Source organism: Bradyrhizobium sp. CSA207 (genome assembly GCF_029051685.1).
Lineage (GTDB): Bacteria > Pseudomonadota > Alphaproteobacteria > Rhizobiales > Xanthobacteraceae > Bradyrhizobium.
Map to the genome: position 1 here is coordinate 1 of NZ_JAACFT010000023.1, position 23,459 is coordinate 23,459.

29 protein-coding genes and 1 tRNA gene are annotated in these 23,459 nt (G+C 65.4%); 13 read left to right on the plus strand and 17 right to left on the minus strand.

The annotated features are described in order from the left end of the window. The 6 genes from GWG65_RS24905 to GWG65_RS24930 form a co-directional block, all read right to left on the minus strand. A partial coding sequence (locus GWG65_RS24905) for a dipeptide ABC transporter ATP-binding protein (RefSeq protein WP_275198203.1) occupies nt 1–922 on the minus strand: 922 nt, incomplete at its 3' end. Further along, nucleotides 919–1,899, minus strand: a complete 981-nt coding sequence (locus GWG65_RS24910; RefSeq protein WP_275198204.1) for an ABC transporter ATP-binding protein — start codon at nt 1,897–1,899, stop codon at nt 919–921. The genes GWG65_RS24905 and GWG65_RS24910, both read right to left, overlap by 4 nt. Further along, a complete protein-coding gene (locus tag GWG65_RS24915) occupies nt 1,899–2,816 on the minus strand; it encodes an ABC transporter permease (protein ID WP_275198205.1) in 918 nt (305 codons plus the stop codon). Before GWG65_RS24915 ends, GWG65_RS24910 begins: the two co-directional genes overlap by 1 nt. Then, the gene (locus tag GWG65_RS24920; RefSeq protein WP_275198206.1) at nt 2,782–3,741 is read right to left on the minus strand and encodes an ABC transporter permease; all 960 of its coding nucleotides are present in this window, start codon (nt 3,739–3,741) and stop codon (nt 2,782–2,784) included. The genes GWG65_RS24915 and GWG65_RS24920 overlap by 35 nt, the downstream gene beginning before the upstream one ends. Nucleotides 3,742–3,768: 27 nt before the next feature. Beyond that, entirely contained in the window at nt 3,769–5,559 is a 1,791-nt protein-coding gene (locus GWG65_RS24925) for a peptide ABC transporter substrate-binding protein (RefSeq protein WP_275198207.1), read from the minus strand. Nucleotides 5,560–5,821: 262 nt separating this feature from the next. Further along, nucleotides 5,822–7,240 (minus strand): M20 family metallopeptidase, encoded by a 1,419-nt coding sequence (locus tag GWG65_RS24930; protein WP_148738290.1) that lies wholly within the window; start codon nt 7,238–7,240, stop codon nt 5,822–5,824. 286 nt (nt 7,241–7,526) lie between these two features. Here GWG65_RS24930 and GWG65_RS24935 point away from each other — a divergent pair, with 286 nt between their 5' ends. From GWG65_RS24935 to GWG65_RS24945, 3 genes are all read left to right on the plus strand, one after another. Next, nucleotides 7,527–8,498 carry a S1C family serine protease gene (locus GWG65_RS24935; protein WP_275198208.1) on the plus strand — a complete coding sequence of 324 codons (972 nt, stop codon included), beginning with the start codon at nt 7,527–7,529 and terminating at the stop codon, nt 8,496–8,498. A gap of 23 nt (nt 8,499–8,521) precedes the next feature. Then, the gene (locus tag GWG65_RS24940) at nt 8,522–9,592 is read left to right on the plus strand and encodes a dienelactone hydrolase family protein (protein WP_275198209.1); all 1,071 of its coding nucleotides are present in this window, start codon (nt 8,522–8,524) and stop codon (nt 9,590–9,592) included. A gap of 81 nt (nt 9,593–9,673) precedes the next feature. Next, the gene (locus tag GWG65_RS24945) at nt 9,674–9,880 is read left to right on the plus strand and encodes a hypothetical protein (protein ID WP_247388791.1); all 207 of its coding nucleotides are present in this window, start codon (nt 9,674–9,676) and stop codon (nt 9,878–9,880) included. Nucleotides 9,881–9,960: 80 nt separating this feature from the next. Here GWG65_RS24945 and GWG65_RS24950 read toward each other — a convergent pair whose 3' ends face one another. The 5 genes from GWG65_RS24950 to GWG65_RS24970 all read right to left on the minus strand — a co-directional run bounded on the left by GWG65_RS24950 (nt 9,961) and on the right by GWG65_RS24970 (nt 12,765). Next, nucleotides 9,961–10,623: a DsbA family protein gene (locus tag GWG65_RS24950; protein WP_275198210.1), complete on the minus strand. Its 663-nt coding sequence runs from the start codon at nt 10,621–10,623 to the stop codon at nt 9,961–9,963. 86 nt (nt 10,624–10,709) lie between these two features. Continuing rightward, a complete protein-coding gene (locus GWG65_RS24955; RefSeq protein WP_275198211.1) occupies nt 10,710–11,432 on the minus strand; it encodes an LrgB family protein in 723 nt (240 codons plus the stop codon). Next, nucleotides 11,429–11,812, minus strand: coding sequence for a CidA/LrgA family protein (locus GWG65_RS24960; protein ID WP_275198336.1), 384 nt, complete (start codon nt 11,810–11,812; stop codon nt 11,429–11,431). Before GWG65_RS24960 ends, GWG65_RS24955 begins: the two co-directional genes overlap by 4 nt. Before the next feature lie 35 nt (nt 11,813–11,847). Continuing rightward, a complete protein-coding gene (locus GWG65_RS24965) occupies nt 11,848–12,333 on the minus strand; it encodes a PaaI family thioesterase (protein ID WP_275198212.1) in 486 nt (161 codons plus the stop codon). 3 nt (nt 12,334–12,336) lie between these two features. After that, nucleotides 12,337–12,765: an acyl-CoA thioesterase gene (locus tag GWG65_RS24970; RefSeq protein ID WP_275198213.1), complete on the minus strand. Its 429-nt coding sequence runs from the start codon at nt 12,763–12,765 to the stop codon at nt 12,337–12,339. A 94-nt stretch (nt 12,766–12,859) separates the two neighbouring features. On the opposite strand from GWG65_RS24970, the gene GWG65_RS24975 reads away from it, so the two are divergent. Continuing rightward, nucleotides 12,860–13,408, plus strand: coding sequence for a TetR/AcrR family transcriptional regulator (locus tag GWG65_RS24975; protein WP_275198214.1), 549 nt, complete (start codon nt 12,860–12,862; stop codon nt 13,406–13,408). A gap of 49 nt (nt 13,409–13,457) precedes the next feature. Here GWG65_RS24975 and GWG65_RS24980 read toward each other — a convergent pair whose 3' ends face one another. Next, nucleotides 13,458–13,943, minus strand: coding sequence for a hypothetical protein (locus tag GWG65_RS24980; RefSeq protein ID WP_275198215.1), 486 nt, complete (start codon nt 13,941–13,943; stop codon nt 13,458–13,460). A 199-nt stretch (nt 13,944–14,142) separates the two neighbouring features. On the opposite strand from GWG65_RS24980, the gene GWG65_RS24985 reads away from it, so the two are divergent. Next, the gene (locus GWG65_RS24985) at nt 14,143–14,415 is read left to right on the plus strand and encodes a PsiF family protein (protein ID WP_275198216.1); all 273 of its coding nucleotides are present in this window, start codon (nt 14,143–14,145) and stop codon (nt 14,413–14,415) included. Between the two features lie 99 nt (nt 14,416–14,514). Beyond that, nucleotides 14,515–15,600, plus strand: coding sequence for an AbrB family transcriptional regulator (locus GWG65_RS24990; RefSeq protein WP_275198217.1), 1,086 nt, complete (start codon nt 14,515–14,517; stop codon nt 15,598–15,600). A 125-nt stretch (nt 15,601–15,725) separates the two neighbouring features. Here GWG65_RS24990 and GWG65_RS24995 read toward each other — a convergent pair whose 3' ends face one another. Further along, the gene (locus tag GWG65_RS24995; protein ID WP_275198218.1) at nt 15,726–16,265 is read right to left on the minus strand and encodes a disulfide bond formation protein B; all 540 of its coding nucleotides are present in this window, start codon (nt 16,263–16,265) and stop codon (nt 15,726–15,728) included. A gap of 156 nt (nt 16,266–16,421) precedes the next feature. On the opposite strand from GWG65_RS24995, the gene GWG65_RS25000 reads away from it, so the two are divergent. From GWG65_RS25000 to GWG65_RS25020, 5 genes are all read left to right on the plus strand, one after another. Then, nucleotides 16,422–16,506 (plus strand) — tRNA-Leu (locus GWG65_RS25000). 171 nt (nt 16,507–16,677) lie between these two features. Beyond that, nucleotides 16,678–16,980, plus strand: a complete 303-nt coding sequence (locus tag GWG65_RS25005) for a hypothetical protein (protein ID WP_275198219.1) — start codon at nt 16,678–16,680, stop codon at nt 16,978–16,980. Between the two features lie 136 nt (nt 16,981–17,116). Then, nucleotides 17,117–17,344 carry a hypothetical protein gene (locus GWG65_RS25010; RefSeq protein WP_275198220.1) on the plus strand — a complete coding sequence of 76 codons (228 nt, stop codon included), beginning with the start codon at nt 17,117–17,119 and terminating at the stop codon, nt 17,342–17,344. A 266-nt stretch (nt 17,345–17,610) separates the two neighbouring features. Continuing rightward, nucleotides 17,611–18,294 (plus strand): response regulator transcription factor, encoded by a 684-nt coding sequence (locus GWG65_RS25015; RefSeq protein ID WP_275198221.1) that lies wholly within the window; start codon nt 17,611–17,613, stop codon nt 18,292–18,294. 8 nt (nt 18,295–18,302) lie between these two features. After that, the gene (locus GWG65_RS25020) at nt 18,303–20,231 is read left to right on the plus strand and encodes an ATP-binding protein (RefSeq protein ID WP_275198222.1); all 1,929 of its coding nucleotides are present in this window, start codon (nt 18,303–18,305) and stop codon (nt 20,229–20,231) included. Between the two features lie 133 nt (nt 20,232–20,364). Here the strand turns inward: GWG65_RS25020 and GWG65_RS25025 are convergent, their stop codons facing one another. Continuing rightward, nucleotides 20,365–20,655, minus strand: coding sequence for a hypothetical protein (locus tag GWG65_RS25025; protein ID WP_275198223.1), 291 nt, complete (start codon nt 20,653–20,655; stop codon nt 20,365–20,367). Between the two features lie 246 nt (nt 20,656–20,901). Here GWG65_RS25025 and GWG65_RS25030 point away from each other — a divergent pair, with 246 nt between their 5' ends. After that, entirely contained in the window at nt 20,902–21,126 is a 225-nt protein-coding gene (locus GWG65_RS25030) for a cysteine rich repeat-containing protein (protein ID WP_275198224.1), read from the plus strand. Nucleotides 21,127–21,236: 110 nt separating this feature from the next. Continuing rightward, nucleotides 21,237–21,425, plus strand: a complete 189-nt coding sequence (locus tag GWG65_RS25035) for a GMC oxidoreductase (RefSeq protein WP_275198225.1) — start codon at nt 21,237–21,239, stop codon at nt 21,423–21,425. A 78-nt stretch (nt 21,426–21,503) separates the two neighbouring features. Here GWG65_RS25035 and GWG65_RS25040 read toward each other — a convergent pair whose 3' ends face one another. The 3 genes from GWG65_RS25040 to GWG65_RS25050 form a co-directional block, all read right to left on the minus strand. Beyond that, entirely contained in the window at nt 21,504–22,229 is a 726-nt protein-coding gene (locus GWG65_RS25040; protein ID WP_275198226.1) for a hypothetical protein, read from the minus strand. 84 nt (nt 22,230–22,313) lie between these two features. Continuing rightward, complete coding sequence (locus GWG65_RS25045; RefSeq protein WP_275198227.1) at nt 22,314–23,024, minus strand: hypothetical protein; 711 nt, start codon at nt 23,022–23,024, stop codon at nt 22,314–22,316. 131 nt (nt 23,025–23,155) lie between these two features. Then, nucleotides 23,156–23,404 (minus strand): hypothetical protein, encoded by a 249-nt coding sequence (locus tag GWG65_RS25050; protein WP_275198228.1) that lies wholly within the window; start codon nt 23,402–23,404, stop codon nt 23,156–23,158. Nucleotides 23,405–23,459: the final 55 nt, after the last annotated feature.

Below are 23,459 nucleotides of genomic sequence, written 5' to 3' on the forward strand. Positions count from 1 at the left end.
GCTCCGGCGCGCTCTCCGAACAGCGCGGCTGGGCGATCGGACAGCGGGTGTGAAAGTGACAACCTGATGGCGGCTTCATCGGGCTCGGCACGTCGCCCTTGAGTCGGATGCGGCTGCGCTTGAGCTTGGGATCCGGCACCGGCACGGCCGAGAGCAGCGCCTTGGTATAGGGATGCTGCGGGTTGCGGTAGAGATCGCTGGCCTTGGCAAGCTCGACGATACGGCCGAGATACATCACCGCGACGCGGTCGGAGATGTGCTCGACCACCGAGAGGTCGTGCGCGACGAAGAGGTAGGTGAGGTTCAGCTCGGCTTGAAGGTCTTCCAGCAGATTGATGACCTGCGCCTGGATCGACACGTCGAGCGCGGACACCGGCTCGTCGCAGACGATCAGTTTCGGCTCGACCGCGAGGGCGCGGGCGATCACGATGCGTTGGCGCTGGCCGCCGGAGAACTCGTGCGGGTAGCGGCGCATGTGCTCGGCCTTGAGGCCGACCTTCACGAGCAGGCTCGCGACGCGATCCTCACGCTCCTTGGCCGATGAGCCGAGCTTATGGATGACGAGCGCCTCGCCGAGGATGGCGCCGACTGTCATGCGCGGATTGAGAGAGGCGAACGGATCCTGGAACACGAGCTGCATGTTCCGCCGCATCGCGCGCAGATCGTTGCCACCGAGCTTGCGCACGTCCTGGCCGTCGAAGGTGACCTCGCCGTCGGTCGGCTCGATCAGGCGCAGCACGCAGCGCCCCGTCGTCGACTTGCCGCAGCCGGATTCGCCGACGAGGCCAAGCGTCTCGCCGCGATTGACCGAGAACGACACGCCGTCGACCGCATAGACGCTGCCGACCTGGCGCGACAGCAGGCCGCCGAGCACGGGAAAATGCTTCTTCAGGCCGGAGACCTGCAGCAAGGGCTCGCTCATGCCGCGTCTCCCAGATGACAGGCCATGCGGTGGCCGGGCGCGATCTCGCGCAAGAGCGGCTCCTTCTCGGTGCAGACGCTCATGGCAAAGCGGCAGCGCGCGGCAAAACGGCAGCCGACCGGTGGATTGATCAGGATCGGAACCGATCCTCCGATCGCCTCCAGCCGCGTCTTGTGCTCGGCGTCGAGGTCGATGCGCGGGATCGAGCGGATCAGGCCCTGCGTATAGGGATGGCGGGGATCGCCGAACAGCTCGTCGACGCCCGCCTCCTCGACCACCTTGCCGGCATACATCACGACGACGCGCTGCGCGGTCTCGGCGACGACACCCATGGCATGGGTGATCAGCATCACCGCCATGCCGAAGCGCTCCTTCATGTCCTGCAACAGATCGAGGATCTGCGCCTGGATGGTGACGTCGAGCGCGGTGGTCGGCTCGTCGGCGATGATCAGCTTGGGCTTGCAGGCGAGCGCCATCGCGATCATCACGCGCTGGCGCATGCCGCCGGAGAACTGGTGCGGATAGTTGTGCACGCGGCCTTCGGCATTGGGGATCTGCACCAGCTTCAGCATCTCGATGGTGCGCTCGAGCGCCTGCTTCCTGGTAACGGCTTCGTGGCGGCGCAGGCTCTCGGCGATCTGCTCGCCGATGGTGAGCACAGGATTGAGCGAGGTCATCGGCTCCTGGAAGATGAAGCCGATTTCCTTGGCGCGGATCTCGTCGAGCTGGTTGCTGGTCAGCGGCACCAGATCGCGGCCCTCGAAGATGATCTCGCCCGCCGCGATGCGGCCCGGCGGCATCGCGATCAGCTTCAGGATCGACATCGCGGTGACGGTCTTGCCGCAGCCGGATTCGCCAACGACGCACAGCGTCTCGCCCCTGTTGATGGAGATGTCGACGCCGTCGACGGCCTGCAAGATGCCGTCGTCGGTGGAGAAGTGGGTCTTGAGGCCCTTGATCTGCAGCAGCGGCGCCATCAAATCACCCGTCGCGCATCGAGCGCGTCACGCAGGCCGTCGCCGATGAAATTGATGGCGACCACCGCGATGAAGATCGCACCGCCCGGAAACAACGCCCAGTGCGGACCGATGTCGAGAAAGTCCTTGGCGTCGTACAGCAGCCGTCCCCAGGTCGGCGTATCCGGCGGGAAGCCGAGGCCGAGGAACGATAAGGTCGATTCGGCGATGATGGCGGCGGCGACATCGATGGTGCCGGCGATGATCACCGGGCCGAGCGCATTGGGCAGGATATGACGCACCACCTGCCGCGCCGGACTGGCGCCGAGCGCGCGCGCGGCTTCGACGAACTCCTTCTCGCGGATCGAAAGAAACTGCGCGCGAACGAGGCGCGCCACCGGCATCCAGCGCAGGCCGCCGATGACAAGCACGATCAGGATGAAGATGCCGCCCTCGGGGCCGAATGCGACCTTCAGCCCGTCACGGAAGAGATAGATGAGCAGCAGCAGCAGCGGCAATTGCGGTAGCGATAAAAACAGGTCGGTGAGCCACATCAGCCCATGACCGAGCGCACCGCGCGACATGCCGGCGAGCGCGCCGATCAGCACACCGATAAAGACCGAGACCAGCATCGCGGCCAGGCCGACCGCGAGCGAGATCCGCCCGCCATAGATCATGCGGGCGAGGATATCCTGGCCGAGATCGTCGGTGCCGAAGGGGTGGGCAAGCGACGGCCCCTGCATGCCCGCCACCACATCGATGTCGTCGATCTTGACCCGCCAGACGAAGGGGCCGAGCACCACCGCCAGGATCAGGACGAGGAGCAGGAACGCACTGACCACGGCAAGCTTGTGGCGGCTATAGCGCCGCCACGTCTCGCGCCAGGGCGAGTAGACCCGCCGCTCAGCGGAGGGAGATGCGAGGGTCAAGCCAGCCATACAGGACGTCCGCGATGAGATTGAACAGGACCACAAGGCACGCGAAGACGAAGGTGACGGCCATCACCACCGGCGTGTCGTTGGAAAGGATCGAGGAGATCAGCAGCGAGCCGATGCCGGGAATGCGGAAGATCTGCTCGGTGACGATGGCGCCGCCGAACACGGCGGGCATCTGCAACGCGATGAGCGTGACGACCGGGATCATTGCGTTGCGCATCACGTGCTTGACGATGACCTTGGCCTGGCCGAGGCCCTTGGCGCGCGCCGTGGTGACGTAGTCGAGCCGGATCACGTCGAGCGTTGCCGACCGCACGAAGCGCGTCATCGACGCCGCCTGGAATAGGCCGAGCACCGCCACCGGCATGATCGCCTGCCGGATCATCTCGAGCACCCAGCGGATGCCGGTCGCCTTGATGTCGGTCGTATAGACGAACGGCAGCCAGTCAAGCGTGACCGAGAAGATCAGGATGAACAGGATGCCCGTGAAGAAGGTCGGCAGCGAGAAGCCGATGAAGGCGAGCGTATTCGCGATCTGGTCGAACGGCGAATAGGGCTTCGTCGCCGCATAGACCCCGACCGGAATCGCGATCAGCAGCGCCAGGATCTGCGCCGAGCCGATCACATAGAGCGTGGTCGGCAGGCGCTGCAGGATGAGCGTGTCGACGTTCATCCGGCTGACGAACGAAAAACCCCAATCGCCGTGCGCCATGGCGGCGATCCAGTGCACGTAGCGAAGGTAGATCGGGTCGTCGAGCCCGAACTTGGCCCGAAGTGCGGCCTGCACTTCGGGCGGGACGTTCGGGTTCGTTGCCAGTTCCGAGAACGGATCGCCCGGCGCGAGCGCCAGTACGACGAACAGCACCAGCGAAATGGCGAGCAGGCTCGGAATCGCGATCAGGAGGCGACGCAGGACATACTGACTCATAGGGAAGAACCCCGTCTAGGTCTGCGATCACGCCTCCCGGTACCAGTCCTGGATGTTGTCAGTCCGGTTCGCCCAACCCGAGAGCGCCGGCCGCACCGTGTTGGAGCAGGCGTCCACGAGCAGGCGATGCATCACCGGAATGAACACCGTGTCCTGCCACAACAGGTCGTTGCACTTGATGTAGAGCGTAGCTCGTTTGACGGGGTCGGTCTCGGTCTCGGCCGCCGCAATGGCGGCATCATAGTCCTTGTTGACGTAGCGCGGGAAATTCTGGCCCTGCCACTTGTTCTCCTTGGCGGCCACGTTGGCGGAGATGTAGCGGCGCATGTGCAAGGACGGATCGGGTTGCGTCATCGGGATCTGGAACATCTCGATGTCGGCATAGAACTTGGGGTAGGTATCGGGGTTGGCGACATCCGACGAGAAAAACACCGAGGCGACAACGGATTTCAGCTCCACGTCGATGCCGGCCTTCTGACAGGCCTGCTTGACGATGGCCTGAGTCTTCTGGCGCGGACCGTTGGTGGAGGTCTGGTACAGAAGCTTCAGCTTCTTTCCGTCCTTCTCGCGGATGCCCTCCGCTCCGACTTTCCATCCGGCGTCGTCGAGCATCTTGGAGGCCTTCTCGATGCTGAACTCCCACGAGGTGTTCTTGGAGACGAACTTCTCTGGGCCGTTGAGGTAGTTGGCGGTGGTGCGGCCGGCGCGCCCGTAAATCGCCTTCTTGACCGACTCGCGGTCGACGAGCAGGGCAAGCGCCTTGCGCACGTTCGGATCCGAGAGGATCGGGTGCTTGGTCTTCATCGAAGACCGCTCGCCATCGACCTCGGTGTTGGGATCGGTGAAGTTGATCGCGATGAACTCGATATCGCCGCCCACGGCGTAAACGGTCTTGCCCTTGCCGCCCTTCTCCAGGCGCAGCAGCACGTCATCTTCGACCTGCATGTTCCAGGCAAAGTCAAACTCGCCGGTCTGGATCACCGCGCGTGCCGCAGAGACGGCATCGCCGCCGCCCTTCATCTCGATCGTGTCGAAATACGGACGGTTGGGCATGTGGTAGTCGGGATTGAGCTCGCCGCGGATCAAGTCGCCAGGCTTGAACTCGACGAATTTGTAGGGACCGGTGCCGACAGGCGACAGATTGTTCGGCGCCTCGCGGGACTTCGCGCCCTTGTAGTCCGCGAACACGTGCTTCGGCAGAACGCACCCGTAGGCGCCGACAAAGGCATTTGCCCAGAATGGCGTGGGAGTCTTGAACAGGACGCGAATCGAAAGATCGCTGACTTTCTCGACCGTGATGTCGCCATAGGTGCTGACGGATACGGCGGCGGTGGCGGGATCGGCGGCGTATTGCCAGGTGAACACAAAATCGTCGGCGGTGAGCGGCTTGCCATCATGCCACTTGACCCCGGGCTTGATTTTCCAGGTCACCGATTTGGCGTCGGCGGCCAGACCGCCATTCGCAACCGAGGGAATTTCTGCCGCGAGGATCGGGTTGAGATTGCCGTCGGCGTCCCAGCTCGCGAGCGGCTCGTAGAACAGGCGCGAGCCGTCCTGATCCTTGGTGCCGGTGGCGAAATGCGGATTGAGTAGGGTTGGGCCCTGCCACCACAACAGCTTGAGCGGACCGCCGCCACCACGCTTGGTCGGGGGGTATGGCGCCGGGCTTTGCGCCATGGCGACACCGCCAAGCGCGAGAATCTGGTTGGCCAGCGGAGCAGTCAAGCCTACGGCAGCCAGACGCTGGATAAAGGCACGGCGATCCATCCGCCCGTCCTTCACGTCGCCGATCATCGAACGCAGTTTTTTATCCAGCATGGTTTGTCCCCGTCTGGTTCCCGAATGGATGCAGGCGGCCGCAAGGTGCGACCGCCGGGTTTGGCTGGCGGTAGATGGCACACCGAATAGGGTGCCCGTCAACTGGGACCGTGTGTATGCAAACGGTCTTCTGGCTGTCCGTTGGGCAAAAGCGCGTTCCGCAGCCCAAGCGTTCGGCAATCCGGCGGCAAAACACGCCGGAATCCACATTGCGCTGCGGAAAATTTGTTCGCCGGATCAGACGAAGTATCGAGACGAAATTCTACGCCACGGACATGTCCAGCGGCGGCGCGACATGATCCGGCAACGGGCACACATAGGGTGTCTTGGCCGTCCGCCTCTCAAGGTCCGCCTTCGCAGCCTCGATCAGCTCCGGTTCCGTGAGCGCCTTGATGCCGATTGCGGCCATCGCCTTGGCCGCCTGCACCATGGCCTTGTGGGCGTGCGCGCTCTTGCCCTGCGCCACCACCTGCCAGGTGTGGAACGGGGTGCCGATTGCAACCGTGGGTGCGTGAACCTGCACGGTCGGCACCACCCAGCTCACATCGCCGACGTCGGTCGAGCCTACCAGCGGATTGCGCTTGGCATCGAGCGGCACCAGGAAATCGGCCAGCGGCCGATCGGTCGGCTCCATGCCGATCGCATAATAGACCGACTCGATGTCCTTATCGGTCAGCGTCGCGCGGATCTGGGTCGCGAAGCCCTTGTCCGCGTCGTCGAAATGCGGCGGTCCAAGCTCTTCCATAACCCGGTGCAGCGCTTGCTCCAGCGGGGTATTCGGCAGGATGTTGGAGACCGCGGAGATGATCTTCATCTCCACCTTGGTCTCGGTCATCAGCGCCGCGCCCTCTGCGATCTTGCTCACGCGCCCAACCAGTTCGTTCATGCCGGGCAGATCACGGGCACGAATGGAATAGCGTACCCGCGCATGGGCCTGCACCACGTTGGGGGCGATGCCGCCGGTATCGAGCAGCGCGTAGTGCACGCGCGCGTCGCTCGGCATGTGCTCGCGCATGTAGTTGACGCCGACGTTCATCAGTTCCACCGCATCGAGCGCGGAGCGGCCGAGATGCGGCGAGGCCGCGGCGTGCGAGGTGCGGCCGGTGAAGATAAAGTCAGCCCGGGTGTTGGCGAGCGACGGTGTCACCGCGACTTCCCAGAAGCTGTGCGGATGCCAGGTGATGGCGATATCGGCGTCTTCGAATGCACCGGAGCGCACCATGAAGGCCTTTGCCGCGCCGCCTTCTTCAGCCGGACAGCCATAATAGCGCACCCGGCCCGGTACCTTGTTCTCGGCGAGCCAGTCCTTCACCGCGGTTGCGGCGAGCAACGCAGCGGAGCCGAGCAGATTATGACCGCAGCCATGACCATGGCCGCCGGTCTCGACCGGACGATGCTCGGCGACGCCCGCCTCCTGGCTGAGGCCCGGCAACGCGTCATATTCACCCATGAAGGCAATGACCGGTCCGCCCTCGCCCCATTCGCCGATCACCGCGGTTGGAATGCCGGCGACGTTCTCGGTGATACGGAAGCCCTGATGCCGCAACTCGGCGAGATGCTCGGCGGCGGACCGCGCCTCGGTGTAGCAGACCTCCGGCATACCCCAGACCTTGTCGCTAAGGTCGATGAAACGTGCCTTGATCGTGTCAATGCCACGCCAGATGTCGCTGCGGTTATCCATTGCTTCGGTCCGTGATCTCTTGGTCAAACGAAGCGGCAATGGTTAGCAGCTTCGTTGCACCCCGCCTAGCACCTCGCCGAACAGCAGCCATGCGGCCGATGCCGGATAGAAGCCGCCTGCCGACCGGGCACGAACTGTTCCTCCGCCTTTCGAAGATTTCACACGTCGTTCTCCGGAATAGTTGGGAGCGAGGCTTTCAAGACGGCCTTCTCCGGCCTAAATTATGCGTGCTTCGTGCATCGTCCGCCGCAATTTGCGGAGCAATGCTCTCAGCCAGGAGAACTCCATGCCCGCTTTGACCGAATGGAGGGTGCCGCCGGCCAATCAACCGCGTGCGAGCGATTACGGTTTCGATCTCGACCGTGCGCTCGCTTCAGTCGTCGGCCTGCACGCCATCATACCGCCGGACGCCTTCAGCGCCGAGACGCTGGGCACCGAGCGCGCCGGCAACGGCGTCGTGATCGACGACGGGCTGGTGCTCACCATCGGCTATCTCATCACCGAAGCGGAATCGGTGTGGCTGCATCTCGGCGACGGACGTGTGGTGGAAGGGCACGCGCTCGGATTCGATGCCGAGTCCGGCTTCGGCCTGGTCCAGGCGCTCGGCCAGCTCGACATCGAACCGCTGCCGCTCGGCTCGTCGGCGGCAACCCGGCTTGGCGATCGTGTCGTGGTCGGCGGCGCCGGCGGACGTACGCGGTCGGTCGCGAGCCAGATCGTGGCCAGGCAGGAATTCGCCGGCTACTGGGAATATCTGCTCGACGAGGCCATCTTCACCTATCCCGCCCATCCCAATTGGGGCGGCACGGCGCTACTCAACGAGCGCGGCGAATTGATCGGCATCGGCTCGCTCCAGCTCGAGCGCGAGCGCGACGGCAAGGCCGAGCACGTCAACATGGTCGTGCCGATCGACCTGTTGAACCCGATCCTCGACGATCTGCGCAAATTCGGGCGCGTCAACAAGCCGGCGCGGCCGTGGCTTGGGCTGTACTCCACCGAGATCGACAACCGCGTGGTGGTGATCGGGATTTCCGCCAACGGTCCGGCCGCCCGCGCCGAACTCAAGACCGGCGACGTCATCCTCGCGGTGGACGGCGACAAGGTCACGAGCCAGACGGCATTCTACAAGAAGATGTGGGCGCTCGGCGCCGCCGGCATCGATGTGCCGCTCACCGTGCATCATGAGGGCGTCACCTTCGACGTGACGGTGACGTCGACCGACCGCTTCAAGCTCCTGAAGGCGCCCAAGCTGCACTGAGCCTGAAGCCCGAGGAAGCGGCGATGACCGAGGCCGTGGTCGACGACATCCTGGCCGTGCTGCCGCCCTTGCTCAATGCACTGGAAGCGCTCGGCTTCTTCCAGCGCAACCTGCATCCGCCGGCCTTTGCCTCCGTGATGAACGCGATCGGCGCGCCCGACGAGCCGCTGCAAGCGGCACGCGCGGCGATCGGGGAGTGGCCGGAGCAGTTCGCCGGCCTCCGTATCCAGCTGGATCGCGCCTGCGACGAGACACTTGCCGCCTTCGCCGGGCTGCGCGATGTCGAGCGCGGCAACGGCGACCTGGTCGCGGTCTTCCGCGCGCTGCGCCACGTCCCGCGCGCGCAGGAGGCGCTCTATCCGCTCGCGGCCCAGTTTCCGCCGGTAAGCAGCTTCTTCCTCAACGCTGCCGGGCGCGAGGACGAGAGCCTGCTGGCCCGGCTCGCATCGGACGCGGGCGAGCACACCGGCATCTTCCATGATCACAACGAGCCCGGCAGCCGTGGCGGCTTCTCGGTCTATGTGCCCGAATATTACAGGCACGACCGCGCCTGGCCGCTGGTGATGGCGCTGCATGGCGGTAGCGGCAACGGCCGCGGTTTCCTGTGGAGCTGGCTGCGCGACGCCCGCAGCCTGGGCGCGATCCTGGTGACGCCGACCGCAAGCGGCCAGACCTGGGCACTGATGGGCGATGACACCGACACGCCCAACCTCATGCGCATCCTCGAGACCGTGCGCAGCCGCTGGACCATCGATGCCTCGCGCCTGCTGCTGACCGGCATGAGCGACGGCGGCACCTTCTGCTACGTCACGGGGCTGGAGGGCGCTTCGCCCTTCACACATCTTGCGTCGGTGTCCGCGACCTTCCATCCGTTGATGGCGGAAACGGCCGACGCCGCGCGCATGCAGGGCCTTCCGATCTTCATCACCCACGGCAAGCTCGACTGGATGTTTCCGGTGCAGACCGCGCGGCAGACGCAGGCGGCGCTCTCGGCCGCCGGCGCGGACGTCACCTATCGCGAGATCGACGATCTCAGCCATACCTATCCGCGCGAGATCAACGCGGAGCTGTTGCGATGGCTGAATGGGGCATGAACAACCCGTCCTTACCTGCGCCGCACTGCCGCGGAACCATCACTCCGGGCCGACGTTATTGCCGGTCACCGGAGGTTCGCTATGCAGACTTTTTTCGGAATGATCTTGGGTGCGCTGCTGCTCGCCTGCGGCGTCTATGTCTATGACTCCATGCAGACGTCGTCGGTCGCCAATGGCGAGGTCGCGACCACCCATCGCACCATCGTGAACTGGGATGTCGCGAAGGCCGATTGGGACGCGTTGCGCGACCGCGCACACAAGGATTGGGTCCGCATCTCGTCGAAATAACCTCGCCTGACAATGAATAAGGCGCCGCCGCGATCCGCGGCGGCGCCCTTGTATTGGCGATGATCAGCGATGATGGCGCGTCAGTTCATCTTGGCCTTGCGGGCGTCGGCGATGACCTGCTCGAACTCGGTCATGCTCAGTACGCCCGGCACGCGGTACTTGCCGACGATGAAGGCCGGGGTGCCGCGGAAACCGAAGGCTTCGGCCTGCTCGTTGTTGCGCTTGAGGACGGCATCGATGTCCTTGGCGTGTTCGGTGAGATCGCGCTTGAGACGGTCCATGTCGACGCCGGCGCCCGCCAGAAGTTCGTTGATGCGCGGCTCGGTCAGCCGCGAGCTGACGCCCATCATGGCGTCATGGGCCTGGTGGTACTTGTCCTGAAATCTTGCCGCGAGCGCGATCCGTGCCGCCGCGACCGACACCGGCCCGAGGATCGGCCAATCCTTCATGACCAGCCGCACCTTGCCGTCGTCCTGAATGACCTGGCGCAGCTCGGGCTCGAGCTTGCGGCAATAGGGACAGTTGTAATCGGACCATTCGACGATGGTGATGTTGCCGCCGGGATTGCCCGCGACCGGAACGTCGGGATCGCGCAGCACCTTGGCTTCGCTGAGCACCTCGTCATCGCCGGCGGCCGCGCGCGGCGCGGTGATGCCGCCCGCTGCGAGAGCTCCGGCGCCAATCAGTGTCAGCGCCGCACGTCGCGTCGGCAGAAGGCTGCCGCTCTTCCTGAATCCAGTCATATCTCGTCCCGTTTCGGTCCCATCGCCTTTGATACGCTCAGAACCGGAAATTGTTACAGACCATATAGAGTGTCACGGCGGCGATGTCACCGCACCAGCAGCGTGACCGCCAGCGGCACCAGGAAAGAGGTCACCAGCGCGTTCAGGCTCATGGCGATACCGGAGAAGACGCCGGCGATCTCGTCGACCTGGAAAGCGCGCGCGGTGCCGATGCCGTGCGCGGCAAGGCCGGCGGCAAACCCGCGGGCACGGAAGTCGGTGACACCGGTACGGTTCATCAGCGGCGTCACGATGATCGCGCCCATGATACCGGTGAGAATGACGGAAACGGCAGTCAGCGAGGGATCGGCGTGCAGGGATTCGCTGATGCCCATGGCGACACCGGCCGTGACCGATTTCGGCGCCAGCGACAGCACCACGTCGCGCGGCAGCCCAGCGAGCTCTGCCAGCAGCACCACCGACACCACCGCCGTGACCGAGCCCACGACCAGCGCCACCAGCATCGGCACGATGGAGGCGACCACACGCGTGCGGTTCTCATAGAGCGGCACCGCGAGCGCGACGGTGGCGGGCCCGAGCAAGAAGTGCACGAACTGCGCGCCGGCGAAATAGGTCGTGTAGGAGGTTCCGGTGGCGAGCAGGAATGCGCCGATGATCCACATCGCATGCAGCACGGGATTGGCGAGCGGATGCCGCCGCGTCGCCAGCGACACCGCATCCGTGCTCGCATAGACCAATAGCGTCACGGTGAGCCAGAGCAGCGGCGACTGCGAGAGATAGACCCAGAGCGAAAACGGATTGTCCGTCATCGCGCGTCCTGCTGCCTGAGCAGGCGGCTGACGAGGCGGAATGTCAGCACGGTTGCGAGCAGGGTCGCGACCACCGAGAGCGCGAGCACCAGGACGATGGCGATGCCGTGAGATGCGAGCAGATCGAGCTTCTGCACGACGCCCACGCCAGCCGGCACGAACAGCAGCGAGAGATGGGCCAGCAGCCCCTTGCTCGCCGTCTCCACGCCGTCGTTTAGCAGCGGCCCGCGTGCGAGCAGCACAAAACGATCGCGCGCAAGCAGCAGGATCAGGAGCAGCAGCAGGCCGAGCACGGGTCCCGGCAAGGGCAGTCTGAGGCCGCGCACAACGGCTTCGCCGATCAACTGGCAGAGCAGGATGAGGCTGAGACTCGCAAGCATGACGGTCCGCATCAGGGGATACGCCGGCAGGCTTGTCAATTGCCGTGCCGGGGGATCGTGCTCGGCACCTGCGGAGCTGCAACACGCGGCAGCATTGCCATCAGCGTGCCGGTCATGGTGGCGATCAACGTTGTCTTGCCCTCGTGCTCGGCAAAGGCCCTGGCCTCGCAGAAGGTCAGTGTACGGCCTGGCTTGACGACCTCGGCCTTGAAGACGAAACGCTCGCCGCGAGCGGGCGCGAGTAATGTGGTCTTGAACTCGACGGTGACGATGTCGGCTTCACGCGGCATCAAAGTGAAGGCGGCAACGCCGCAGGCGTTGTCGAGGCCCGCGGTGATGATGCCGGCATGGACAAAACCGTTCTGCTGCGTGAAGGCCGGCGAATATAGCATTGCCAGCTCGACTTCGCCTGGCGCAAGGCGGACGATCACGATGCCGAGCGTGCGCATCGCCGGCTGGCCGTCGAACATGGCGACGGCCGCCGCGCGATAACCCGGGTTTTTCGGCTCGAACGCAGCCATGGCTCAGGCCCCGGCCGGCTCGACGAGCTGCCTCATCGCGGTTTCACGAATGGCATCCGCGAACGGTGTGGACTTGCGCGCCTTGCGGTCCGTGTGCACGCCGGTGATCTCGCAGATCGCCGCGATCTCGCCGGTCTCGGCATTGGTCATCTCGTGGCGCAAGCGGATCGACTTTTCGCTGACCTCCAGCAGGATACTGCGGATCTCGACGATATCGCCGGCGAGCAGCTCGCGCTTGTAGGTGATGTTCTGCTGCACCGCCGCCATGCCGCGGCCCGAACTGCGCAGATAGCTCGGCGTCAGCCCGAGCCGGGCGAACAGTTGCCAGTTGGCCTCGTCGAATTTGCCGACATACCACATGATGTTCATGTGGCCGACGTGATCGCACTGCCACGGATAGACCGTGCCGCGATAGGTCGCCTCCCGTTCCATCGCTCCCACCCTTGGATTGTTGATACGGTAGCGTATCAACCTCCTTCCGCGTTAGCAATACGGCACCGTATCAAGAACCGGTGAGGCTTTCTTCATGAGCGACGGCAAGGGCGATGTCTGGGTCGAGGCGGGGTTTACCGAGCTCGCGCGCGCGGGGATCGAGGGGGTGCGGGTCGAGGTGCTCGCCAAGAATTTGGGCGTCACCAAGGGCGGCTTCTATCGCCGCTTCGCCGACCGTGCCGCGCTGCTCGAAGCCATGCTGGAGCGCTGGCGCGAGGGACGCGCAGCGGCGATCGCGCAGCAGACGAGCCTCGACGGACAAGCCCCTCGCGAGCGGTTGAGGGCCGTGATTCAGCTCTATTCCGAGCGGCTGAACCCGGACGGCATGGCGATCGAGCTTGCGATCCGGCAGTGGGCCCGTTCGGACGAGAGCGCGGCGGCGGCGGTCGCAAGCGTCGATGCGGCGCGGCTCAAGCACGTTGCCGAACTCTATCGCGCCACCGGGCTAGCGGCGGAGGAAGCCGACGCGCAGGCATTCCTGTTCTACTGCTTCATCTTCGGGCAGAGCCTGCTCTTCGTCGAGCGAGGCGCGCGCAAGCGATCGCAGCTCGTGACCAAATCGGCCGAGAAGCTGTTGAACTGAAGCGAGAGAGGCCGGAGCTTGGCTCCGGCCTCCGCATCGTCCCGAAGCCTCAGGCGGCGCCCTTCAGCTTCTTGTTGCACTCGCTGTAGTAGCCGCCGCCCTTCTCGATCCACTTCATGCCGCCATTGCCGTTCGTGGCCTTGTTGGCATTGTACTGGTCGACGCAGGTGTGCAGGCGGGCCTTGCCGGCGGTCTCTTTGGCATATTTCGGGTCCACCGCGTTCGGATAGATCGCGGGTCCGGCCGGCAGGGTGGGGGCTGGAGCGGCCTCCTTCTTGGCCTGCTTCGGCTCGGCCGGAGCTGCGGGCGCGGCCGGCGCAGCCGCGGTTGGCGCAGCGGCAGGCGTTGCATCCGCACCGCACTGGGCCTTGCGGAAGTCATTCCACTTCATGGTGCCGAGCGAGCCGTCTTTCTTGGCCGCCTGATATTTCGCACTGCATTCCTGCGAGGTCAGCGCCTGTGCCGGCGCAGACGCCGCCAATGCGGCGACAGCCGACGCCGCAATCGCACACAACAATTTTGTCTGAATGGTCATCCTGAGGTCTCCTCCTTGATCTTCCCCGACGGAAGCGAAACGAGGATTGCTATCCTAGCGTGCTTGCGGCTTCCGACAAGGAAGCGACGGCATTCGCGGCAAAAATATAGTGATCCCGTCGTTCGAATTATTCATGTCGCGTTCAGCAACGCGAGCCGACCTTCGCGCCCTTCAATTCTCGCAAGATGAGTGCAACATCATGACCATCGCCTCTCGCCTCGCCGCCGTCGCCCTCGCCTCGCTGCTGGTCACCGGCACCGCTTTCGCCCAGACCGCTGCACCGGCGACCAAGACCGATACCGCTACCACCACCGACAGGAAGGCGCCGAAGGAGCGCACGACGGAATCGCTCGAATGCTCCAAGCAGGCCGACGCCAAGGGATTGAAGGGCAAGGAGCGCAAGAAATTCCGTCGCGAATGCATCAAGGAAGCCAAGGCGGGCACGACCGCCGCCCCCGCCGACAAGAAGTAAAGCCCTTCACAGTCCTGATCGGCTTCGGCGAAAGGGGCGCGCATTGCGGCATGACGTGGCCGCAATTGTGCGCCCCTCGCCGATTTGCGATAAGGAGGCGTGAAGCAAATCACCGCCTCCCTGCCGTTCCAATGGCCGAGCCGCGCTAAGGTCTTGAGCACGGCGGAGACGCTTGTCGTCGGCGCGGCCGGCGGGCTGGCATTCCTCGCCGCGGGTCTTCCCGGCGGACTGATCTCGGGCTCGATGATTGCCGTCGGGATCGCCGCGATCGCCGGACGCCAGCTCATGCTGCCGCCGCTCCTGACCCAGATCGTGCTGGTGCTGCTCGGCATTTCCCTGGGCTCCGTCGTCTCGCGCCATTTGATTCAGCAGGTCGGCGCCTATCCCCTGACCATCGGACTATTGGCGCTCGCAACCTTTTGCTCGACCTTCGGTTCGAGCTACTATCTCCAGCGCATCCATGGCTGGGACCGCACTTCCGCCTTCCTCGCCGGCAGTCCCGGCGCGCTGTCGCAGATCACGATTTTGGCGGTCGAGCGCGGCGCAGACCTGCCAGGCATCGCGGTGGTGCAGACCATGCGAGTCATCATCCTCACCGCGGCATTGCCGCTGGTGCTGGCGCTGGCAGGCATCACGCCCTCCGCCGCGCCGTCGTTGGCGACGACGATCGCCTCGCCGCTCGAGCTCGTCGAGCTGGTCGCCGCCTCGCTGGCGCTGGCACTGATCCTGCGGCTGATCAAATTTCCGGCGAGCTGGATGTTCGGTGCGATGATCGGCTCGAGCGTGCTGCATGGCGCAGGCTGGGTCGAGGGCGGGCTGCCGAACTGGGTGCGCGGCGTGGCGCTGGTCGGCATCGGCGCCCTGATCGGCAGCCGCTTCGCGCGGATGCGGATCAAGACGCTCGCGGGCCATATCAACGCGGCGCTGGGCTCGTTCGCCGTCGCAATCGCCGTCTCCGGCATCTTCGTCGCGATCGTGGCGCTCACGACGCAAGTGAAGTTGTCCGATGTCGTTGTCGCCTTCGCGCCCGGCGCCATGGATGCGATGCTGGCGCTGGCTCTCACGCTGCACATCGATCCGATCTTCGTCGGCGCCCATCATCTATCGCGCTTCGTGTTCGTGACGATCGCGACCCCCGGCATCGTGCATCTGTTCGGCCGCACCCAGGACGACGTGGATGATTAGGTGGTGCTGATTCTCATGCTGAGGAGCGCTCCGACGGAGCGCATCTCGAAGGATAGAGGCCCGGATGCCGCAGCGGGGCCTTCATGGTTCGAGAGGCCGCAAGCGCGGCTCCTCACCATGAGGGTCTAGCGCTTCACCGTCCGCACAAATCCCCACGCCGCAATCGCCGCCATCAGCAGCGAGATCAGCACGTTGTAGCCGGCGAGCGAGAGGCCGAGGAAGCGCCATTGCACTTCATCGCAGCGGACCACCTTCACGGTGTCGAGCCGCGACAACAGATCGGTGGCGCTGCCGAGATTGACGACGGGACCGGAGCAGTCGGTCGGGCCCTTCCAAAACGCCCATTCGACGCCGGAGTGATAGGTGCCGAGCCCGGCATTGGCGAGCGCGGCGAGCACAAGGATCGCAAGGCCCGCAAGCAGCAGCGGCCGCGGCGCGCCGCTTCGCGCCGCAAGCGCGGTGAGCGCGCCGAGCGGGATCGCCAGATAGTACGCGTAGCGCTGCTCCAGGCAGAGCGGACAGGGCAGGATTTCGAGCACGAGCTGGAAGAACCAGGCGCCAGCGATCGTGACTGCGGCGATCAGCGTGACCGCGAGCGAGGCGGTCAGCGCGGGGCCGGCGCCGGCGTTCCTGAACGCGGGTATTGCGGCACTCTGGGTCGTCACGGCAGCCTCTTTCGGATAGGGCGTCGCCTTAAGCCTCTAGCCCCGGCCCATGCGGCTGTCGAGAACGGCTGACATCACTTTGGCGCGGGTTGACCCCGCTTTGTCCATGGCTATAGTCCGCCGGCTTCGCGACGCCCTTTCAGGGGCCGACCGGGGGCCCCTGTGGCGGAACTGGTAGACGCGCTCGACTCAAAATCGAGTTCCGCAAGGAGTGCTGGTTCGATTCCGGCCAGGGGCACCACGCTTCGCCCCTTTCGGGCTTCGCGTGGCGCAGCCACGCCGAATCGAAAAGGCGAAGCGTGTCCGGCGAAGCCTCTAGGCGAAGACGGACTGCCTCGACATCCCTCTCTGGCAATCGTCACATCCCCACTGTATAACTCGGTAGCTTCTTCTCGGACTTGAAGGAGCTCACATGAACGACCTGCACGCGTGGCTTTCGCAACAGCACCACGGTTTGCGGACCTTCCGCATTTTTCAGCAAAAGCTCGAGGCGCTCGGCCGGGACGACCCCGAACAGCGCGGCCTGTGCCGCCTGTTGAGCGGCCTCGTCGGGAGCTATGTCGAGACATTCGACGAAGCCCCGCTGCCGGTCGAAATCGCCAACAATGCCTATCATCGCCTGCTGACGTTGGTCGCGAGCCTCGATCTGGAGGGCGATGCGAGCCGGCGGCTCGCCGACATCAATCGGGTTGCGGTCTGCGAGCTCTGGCAGTGACGCGAGCGTGCCGCCGTACATTTCACCAATAGAGGACGGCATGCTTGCCGGCACGAACGCCCCTCCGCGGGTTCGACTTCGCCGGGCGGCTACCTATATCGTGCCGCAACGCGTGTTGATGCAGCGAGCAGCTTTGATGGCCAGGAGACGCACGACGGAAGCGGACGCCGACGACCTCCCTCGCTTCTTCGTCTGGGTGCGGGGGCTCGAAGGGCCCGAGCCGCAGAAATGGATGGCGATGGATTTCGGCGTCGGTGACTGGAAGCGGTCGCTGGTGCTGGCCTATCGGGAGCTGGCGGAGGACGAGCGGCATCTGTCGCTGTCGATACTGGCGCGGCGCTATCCGCCGCCGCGGGTTGACTGAACGCCCGGCCTCTCCCCGCTCGCCGGGAAGAAGCGCGCCCCGACAGGGGTTCTCCGATCATCCAACTGTCTTTCCGCGGCAACCCGCCACGGCGAGGTGGCGGGATGGCGCTTGCCGGAGAAGCCAGCCGCTGCGAAGCCGTAGGCACCGCGTCAGAGGCGCCAGACCGTCGCATCACGGCCCCCATGATTATGGGTGTCGCGGCATCCGCGCTGCGGCTAAACTTGCCTCGCGCCGCGGGGGACACGCGGTGCAGGACGATGATCATGACCCAACAGGGCGAGACGGGTGAGACCATCACCATCCTCCTCGTCGAGGACGACGCGCCGACCTGCTGGCGGCTCCAGGACGCGCTGGTCAAGGCGGGCTACGAAGTGCGCACGGCGGGCACGCTCGGCGAAGCCCGCAGTGCGCTTGGCGAGACCGCGCCGCGCGTGCTCTTGACCGATCTGCGGCTGCCCGACGGCCATGGGATCGAGCTGATCCGCGAGACCAGGCGGCGCCAGCCCGATACCGAAATCATGGTGATCTCCGCGCTCGGAGACGAAGAGAGCGTGATCTCGGCGATTACAGTGGGCGCGACCGGCTATTTGCTCAAGGACGCTTTCCCGACCGACATCGCCACCACGGTGCGGGATCTGGTCGCCGGGCATTCGCCGATTTCGGCGTCGATCGCGCGCTTCATCGTGCGCAGAACACAAGGGACCGCGCAGGGCTCGGCCGAGCCGCCGCCCGGACCCGTGCTCAACACTGCAAAGCTCACCCCGCGCGAGATCGACATCCTCTGGGGCATCGCCAAAGGCTTCAGCTACGCGGAGATCGCGAGCCATCTCGGACTGTCGCGGCAGACCGTGCCCGGGCACATCAAGAACATCTATCGCAAGCTCGAGGTGCACACCCGCAGCGAGGCGGTGTTCGAGGCGGTGCAGCAGGGCCTGATCAAGCTGTGAGCCAGGCTGTGAGCGAAGTCGCGGCGAAGGCCCCCACCCGCGCGCGGCGCCGGGGGCTTATGTCGCGCCTCGTGCCTTATCTGCTGCTCCAGGCGCTGATCGTGATCGCCACCATCCTCGGGCTGCGCCTGCTCCAGCCGAGCGATCCGGACGACTTTGCCGTAAACGAGTTTTCATTGCGGGAGGACGGCGCGACACGCACCGTGATGTTGCCGCATTTCACGTCATCGCGCTATTCGCTGTCCGACCCGCCGCTCTACACCGGCGCCTTCATCTTCCAAAGCGGCGATCCGGGGTGGTCGGTCTTCTTGCCGCGCTTCAGCAATGCGGTTGAGGTCGCCGTCAACGGCGTCGTCGTGCTCGACTCCCGGCGCGATGCCAATGCCAACCGGCCCGACCGCAACACCCCGCAGATCGCGCCGATCCCGTCCTCGCTGCTTCGCGACGGCAGCAACCAGATCACCGTGCGGCTGTTCGTATGGGGACCGCTGAAGGGCTTTCTCGACACCGTCTATGTCGGCCCGGATGCAAGCCTGCGCCCGGCTTACGAGACGCGCACGCTGCTGTTCGTCACGCTGCCGGTGGTGTTCTCCGCCTGGCAGTCGATCCTCGCCGTCATCCTCGCGATCATGTGGCTGATGCGGCGCCACGAACCGGTCTATGGCGTGCTGGCGGCGGCCATGCTGCTCGGCGTCATCCAGGCGTTCCTGCCGGCGCCGGTGCCGCCGGCAGCCTCGTCGCGGCTCGCCGCGGTGCTGCTGGCATCGGCCCCGATCGAGAGCGCCCTGATCGTCGTGTTCGCCCTGCTGTTCTTCGATTGGCGCTGGCCCCGCTACGCCGCGCTGCTGTTCGTGCCCGGCGTCGTGGTGTTCGTGGTGGGACTGCTGGGGGGGCCGCCCCTGCCGCGTATTCTCTTCCTGGTCCTCGGCATCCCAACGGTCGGCATCTGCCTGTTGCTGATGGCCGGCATCACGGCGGCACAGGTGATGCGGCGGCGCGACGCGGCAAGCTTCACGCTCGGTTGTGCAGTGACCATCGTGCTGACGTGTTGGATCCACGACATGCTTTCGGTCTTCGATATCATGCCCAACGAGCGCATTTTCCTGTCGCGGCTGTCCTATTCGGCGATGCTGGTCGCGATCGGCGCCGGGCTGACCTGGCGCTTCGCCCGCGCGCTGAACCAGGTCGACAGCTTTGCAGGGCAATTGGTGACGCGGGTGCGCGAGGCCGAGGAGCGGCTGAAGGCGAGCTTTGTCCGCGACGAGGAGCGCGCGCGAGCCGCGGCGCTCGCCAACGAGCGCACGCGGCTGATGCGCGACCTGCATGACGGCCTTGGTGGCCAGCTCGTCAGCATCGTCGCGCTCTCCGAACGCGGACACGAGAGCGCGACCATCACCAATGCGGCCCGCGCCGCGCTGAAGGATCTTCGCCTCGTCATCGACTCCATGGACGACATCGGCGGCGACCTGATGCTGGCGCTCGGCTCTTGGCGCGAGCGGGCAGCGATGCAATTGCGACCGCACGACATCGTCCTCGACTGGCGGGTTGCGACGCCGCAAGGCCTGCCGCTGCATCCCGAGTTGCGGCCATGGCACGTCATCCAGATCGTGCGCATCCTCGACGAGGCCGTGACCAATGCGGTCAAGCACGCCGAGGCGCGCCACATCACCGTCACCATCGAGACGCTCGACGATGGCCAAGGGGACGGCCATGGGCCGTATGGCGTGATCAACGTCGCGGACGACGGCCGCGGTTTCGCGGTGACCGGCAACGGCGAAGCCGTGAGCGCAGGCCAGACGGCCCGCGGCTTGCGCAACATGAAAAGTCGCGCCGCGCGCTGCGGAGCGGCGCTCGCTCTGAGTTCGGACGCCTCGGGCACGCGCGCGCGGCTGCAATTGCCGCAGCGTTTTCCCGACAGCGATGCGGCCGCGGGCTGAAAAGCCCTCTCCCCGAACGTGTGGGGCGCACGGAGAGAGGGGCGGGCCGGGAATTTTGCCTGCGGAGGACGGGGGGTTCGCTCGCAGCGCATCCCTACCCGAAGCGATGCAATCAATTCAAACCAACGACCTATCAGCGCACGCCGACGCGGTTGACGGGACCGCCGCGATTCATCGGTGTCCCCGCGCGAACGCCGACACCGGGCGCGCCGACGCCGGGCGTCACCACCGCCGCCGCGGCGACCGGCGCCACCGGTGCGACCACCACCGCCGCGGTCGGCCGCACCACGCAGCCCTTCGGCACGCCGACCGTCTTGCAATAGACCACAGCCTGCGCCGGACTTGTGCCCAGCGACACCATTGCCGCGCCCGCCAGCGCCATGATCGTCAGCCCGGCGCTCAGCGCCCCTGCTCGTTTCGACATCTTGCTCTCCTGCTTCCCGTTCGGCACCCCGAGGCAATCACCGGGTCTCGCAGCCGACGTATGGTCTCAATGGCAAAGGACGGCGGGTTGATACATGCCATGAAGATGGGGGTAGCCGGTGGCGCGTCGCGATGAGCTTCTTCCCGATGCCATGAACATGGCATGGACCGGCGACGGGTCTCCGCGGGATGGTCCGGCCCGCTCGATCCCCAAGCGGGCCCAACGACAATTCCAAAGAGGTGATTTATGAAGACTTCGGTTCTTGCCGCGCTGCTGCTCGCCGCCGCCATCCTGCCCGCCACCGCACAATCCGGTCCCACACCGCAGGAGCAGATGGCCTGCCGCGGCGACGCCAGCAAATTCTGCGCCGAACATATCGGCAAGCCGCCGCAGATGAATGCATGCCTGCGCGAGAACAAGCCGAAGCTCTCGGACGGCTGTCGCAAGGTGGTCGAGTCGCACGGCGGGTGAGCGAAAACGTCATTCCGGGGCACGCCTAGGGCGCGAAACCGGAATCCATCTCGCCACGGTCTCTGCGGATATATGGATTCCGGGCCTGCGTACTGCGCACACATCCCAGAATGACAACACAGTATCACAAAGCACAAGTCTTGCAGGCGCTCCGCGTCACGACGCGCACCACGCTCTACCACGCCGCCTCGACCTGCCGGATGGGTACGGACGATCCGGCCGTCGTCGAGCCGCAGCGGTTGCAGGGTTCTGCGGCATCGACGGCCTGCATGTCCGTGATCTCGACCACGATCTGGTGATCCAGATCACCATCTCCAGCAACATCCGATCATGATCGCCGGGTGAGCGGCGACGGCGATCATGGGCTGACGACAGCGTCAGTCGTCGTCGGGACCGAACAGCCTGATCTGCGGGAAACCGCCGCGCGGACGGCTTGCGACATCGCGCGTATCGGAATCCTCGCGCACGTTGCGGGCGATATCGTCCCAATCGGGGGAGGCGCGCATCCCGCGGGAATCGCGATAATCATAGTGGCGGCGCTCGACCCAGCGCTCGCGGCGCTCCGCCCGGCGCCGCTCGGAAGCCGCACGCTTCACATCGGAATCCCTGGCTTTGGCGTTGGCGTTGTCGGGTGAGGATGCCGGCTGCGTCGAAGCTTGCTGCTCGGCGGATTTCGCGGCTTGCGGAGACGAAGCGGGCGCGGGCTTGGACGGCTCGGCTGCTGCGGTCTGCGGTGGTGTCGATGCCGGTTCGGTCTTGAGTTCGGCCTTGGGTTCGGTCTTGAGTTCGGTCTTGGCCTGAGCGCTCTGCGTTTCGGGCTTGGCCTCGGGCTTGGCTTCGCCCTGCGCCTGCCCGGGCGCTGCGATCATCGCGCCGAACGTTTGCGAGCCGGTGAGATACTGGACGCGCTCCGACGGCGCGCTCGACGTCGTCGTCACAGCGGTCGCGGGTTCGGCGCGCCGCTCCATCTTGCCGGCGTCCGGGCCCTGCTTAGGCGCGACCGGATGCATGATATTGCCGGCGACGATGCCGCCGCCGAGACCAATGGCGATGGCCGCGACGATCGATCCGGCACCGACGAAATAGGCTGTCGAAGCGCGCATTGATCCACTCCTCGTTCGGAGCGGGCAACGCCGGAGGATTGCTGGATGTTCCGGATATGAAGAGGTTCCTGACGGAACCGGGCGTCAGATCTGCTGCGCGACCTTTTCCAGCCCGATGATGCGGGCGAGCTTGCGCACTTCTTCCTTCTGATCGTCACGCAACTGGAACAGCAGCGGCATCGCAGCCGACTTCAACTGCTGAACCTCGTCGCAATTCGGATCGATCGGCACGCCCGGCGCGTTCGGATTGGAGAGCTTGTTGGCCGAGATCTTGCGGACAACGTTGCGCAGCGCGCTCTCGACCGAGGGCCAGTAATATTCCTGCGACGACGACAGCTTCAGGCGATCCCTGATGCCCGCGATCTGAACGTCCGAGAGCAGCGAATAGGATTTTTGCGGCTGCGGCTTTGCGACGACTTTCGGCTTGGCCGGGGCTTCGGCGGCCGGAGCTTCTACAGCGGCCGGGGCCTCGTTCACGTTCGCCTTGGGCATCGGGAAATCGGATGGGGTGGCGGCAGCAAAGGCCTGGCGCAACGGCTCGGTCAGCACGGGCGTTTGCGAGAGCTTGTCGGCCGACACCTGCACCGGCTCGATCGCGGCCGAGGCCAGCGCCAGCGTTGGAACCAAGCGGTCGGCCTTGGCGGCACGATTGGCTGCCAGCGGCTTCGGCGCAGGGGCCTGCGTGATCATATCGGCGCTGACGCTGGGCACGCTGTCCCGGCCGAGAATGGCGGTGGTGGCGGCGCCGAGGACGAGGAAGCAGGTGAGCACGACGATGGTGATGGCTTTCGACAAACGTCTCTCCGCGTCCGACTTCAAGTCCACGTGATCACTGCCCTGAAACTGGGCGATAATTAAGGCTTAACCGTGCAATTGCGGCGGCATTCGCGCAGACTGCCGCGACATCGCCCAGAAATTCAACGAAATCAGGCGGCTAGCGCCAGATCGTAGGCATCCTGGATATCCGCGACGATCTCGGAGGCCTCCCAGACCGCGCGCGGCTCGACCGATTGCAGCGTCACCGTCCAGTTGCCGCCCCGGCGGGTGCGGGGCACGCTGAGGATGTCGAAACGCACGGTGCGGCACAGCGGATGGCGGGCCAGCGCATGCGCCACGCGGACGCGGATTTCGTCCAGCGAGGCCTGTGTCTTGGAGTTGAGAAAATCGAAGTCCATCGCCTGTCCCCTCTGGGTCCTGATTGGCGCCTTGAGGGGATTGTTGGCGGGCGAT

Excerpts from the sequence above, each read along its gene's own strand:
- GWG65_RS24910 (WP_275198204.1), bottom strand. The coding sequence starts at position 1,899 with ATGGCGCCGCTGCTGCAGATCAAGGGCCTCAAGACCCACTTCTCCACC.
- GWG65_RS24915 (WP_275198205.1), bottom strand. The coding sequence starts at position 2,816 with ATGGCTGGCTTGACCCTCGCATCTCCCTCCGCTGAGCGGCGGGTCTAC.
- GWG65_RS24920 (WP_275198206.1), bottom strand. The coding sequence starts at position 3,741 with ATGAGTCAGTATGTCCTGCGTCGCCTCCTGATCGCGATTCCGAGCCTG.
- GWG65_RS24925 (WP_275198207.1), bottom strand. The coding sequence starts at position 5,559 with ATGCTGGATAAAAAACTGCGTTCGATGATCGGCGACGTGAAGGACGGG.
- GWG65_RS24930 (WP_148738290.1), bottom strand. The coding sequence starts at position 7,240 with ATGGATAACCGCAGCGACATCTGGCGTGGCATTGACACGATCAAGGCA.
- GWG65_RS24935 (WP_275198208.1), top strand. The coding sequence starts at position 7,527 with ATGCCCGCTTTGACCGAATGGAGGGTGCCGCCGGCCAATCAACCGCGT.
- GWG65_RS24940 (WP_275198209.1), top strand. The coding sequence starts at position 8,522 with ATGACCGAGGCCGTGGTCGACGACATCCTGGCCGTGCTGCCGCCCTTG.
- GWG65_RS24945 (WP_247388791.1), top strand. The coding sequence starts at position 9,674 with ATGCAGACTTTTTTCGGAATGATCTTGGGTGCGCTGCTGCTCGCCTGC.
- GWG65_RS24950 (WP_275198210.1), bottom strand. The coding sequence starts at position 10,623 with ATGACTGGATTCAGGAAGAGCGGCAGCCTTCTGCCGACGCGACGTGCG.
- GWG65_RS24955 (WP_275198211.1), bottom strand. The coding sequence starts at position 11,432 with ATGACGGACAATCCGTTTTCGCTCTGGGTCTATCTCTCGCAGTCGCCG.
- GWG65_RS24960 (WP_275198336.1), bottom strand. The coding sequence starts at position 11,812 with ATGCTTGCGAGTCTCAGCCTCATCCTGCTCTGCCAGTTGATCGGCGAA.
- GWG65_RS24965 (WP_275198212.1), bottom strand. The coding sequence starts at position 12,333 with ATGGCTGCGTTCGAGCCGAAAAACCCGGGTTATCGCGCGGCGGCCGTC.
- GWG65_RS24970 (WP_275198213.1), bottom strand. The coding sequence starts at position 12,765 with ATGGAACGGGAGGCGACCTATCGCGGCACGGTCTATCCGTGGCAGTGC.
- GWG65_RS24975 (WP_275198214.1), top strand. The coding sequence starts at position 12,860 with ATGAGCGACGGCAAGGGCGATGTCTGGGTCGAGGCGGGGTTTACCGAG.
- GWG65_RS24980 (WP_275198215.1), bottom strand. The coding sequence starts at position 13,943 with ATGACCATTCAGACAAAATTGTTGTGTGCGATTGCGGCGTCGGCTGTC.
- GWG65_RS24985 (WP_275198216.1), top strand. The coding sequence starts at position 14,143 with ATGACCATCGCCTCTCGCCTCGCCGCCGTCGCCCTCGCCTCGCTGCTG.
- GWG65_RS25005 (WP_275198219.1), top strand. The coding sequence starts at position 16,678 with ATGAACGACCTGCACGCGTGGCTTTCGCAACAGCACCACGGTTTGCGG.
- GWG65_RS25010 (WP_275198220.1), top strand. The coding sequence starts at position 17,117 with ATGGCCAGGAGACGCACGACGGAAGCGGACGCCGACGACCTCCCTCGC.
- GWG65_RS25015 (WP_275198221.1), top strand. The coding sequence starts at position 17,611 with ATGACCCAACAGGGCGAGACGGGTGAGACCATCACCATCCTCCTCGTC.
- GWG65_RS25025 (WP_275198223.1), bottom strand. The coding sequence starts at position 20,655 with ATGTCGAAACGAGCAGGGGCGCTGAGCGCCGGGCTGACGATCATGGCG.
- GWG65_RS25030 (WP_275198224.1), top strand. The coding sequence starts at position 20,902 with ATGAAGACTTCGGTTCTTGCCGCGCTGCTGCTCGCCGCCGCCATCCTG.
- GWG65_RS25035 (WP_275198225.1), top strand. The coding sequence starts at position 21,237 with ATGACAACACAGTATCACAAAGCACAAGTCTTGCAGGCGCTCCGCGTC.
- GWG65_RS25040 (WP_275198226.1), bottom strand. The coding sequence starts at position 22,229 with ATGCGCGCTTCGACAGCCTATTTCGTCGGTGCCGGATCGATCGTCGCG.
- GWG65_RS25050 (WP_275198228.1), bottom strand. The coding sequence starts at position 23,404 with ATGGACTTCGATTTTCTCAACTCCAAGACACAGGCCTCGCTGGACGAA.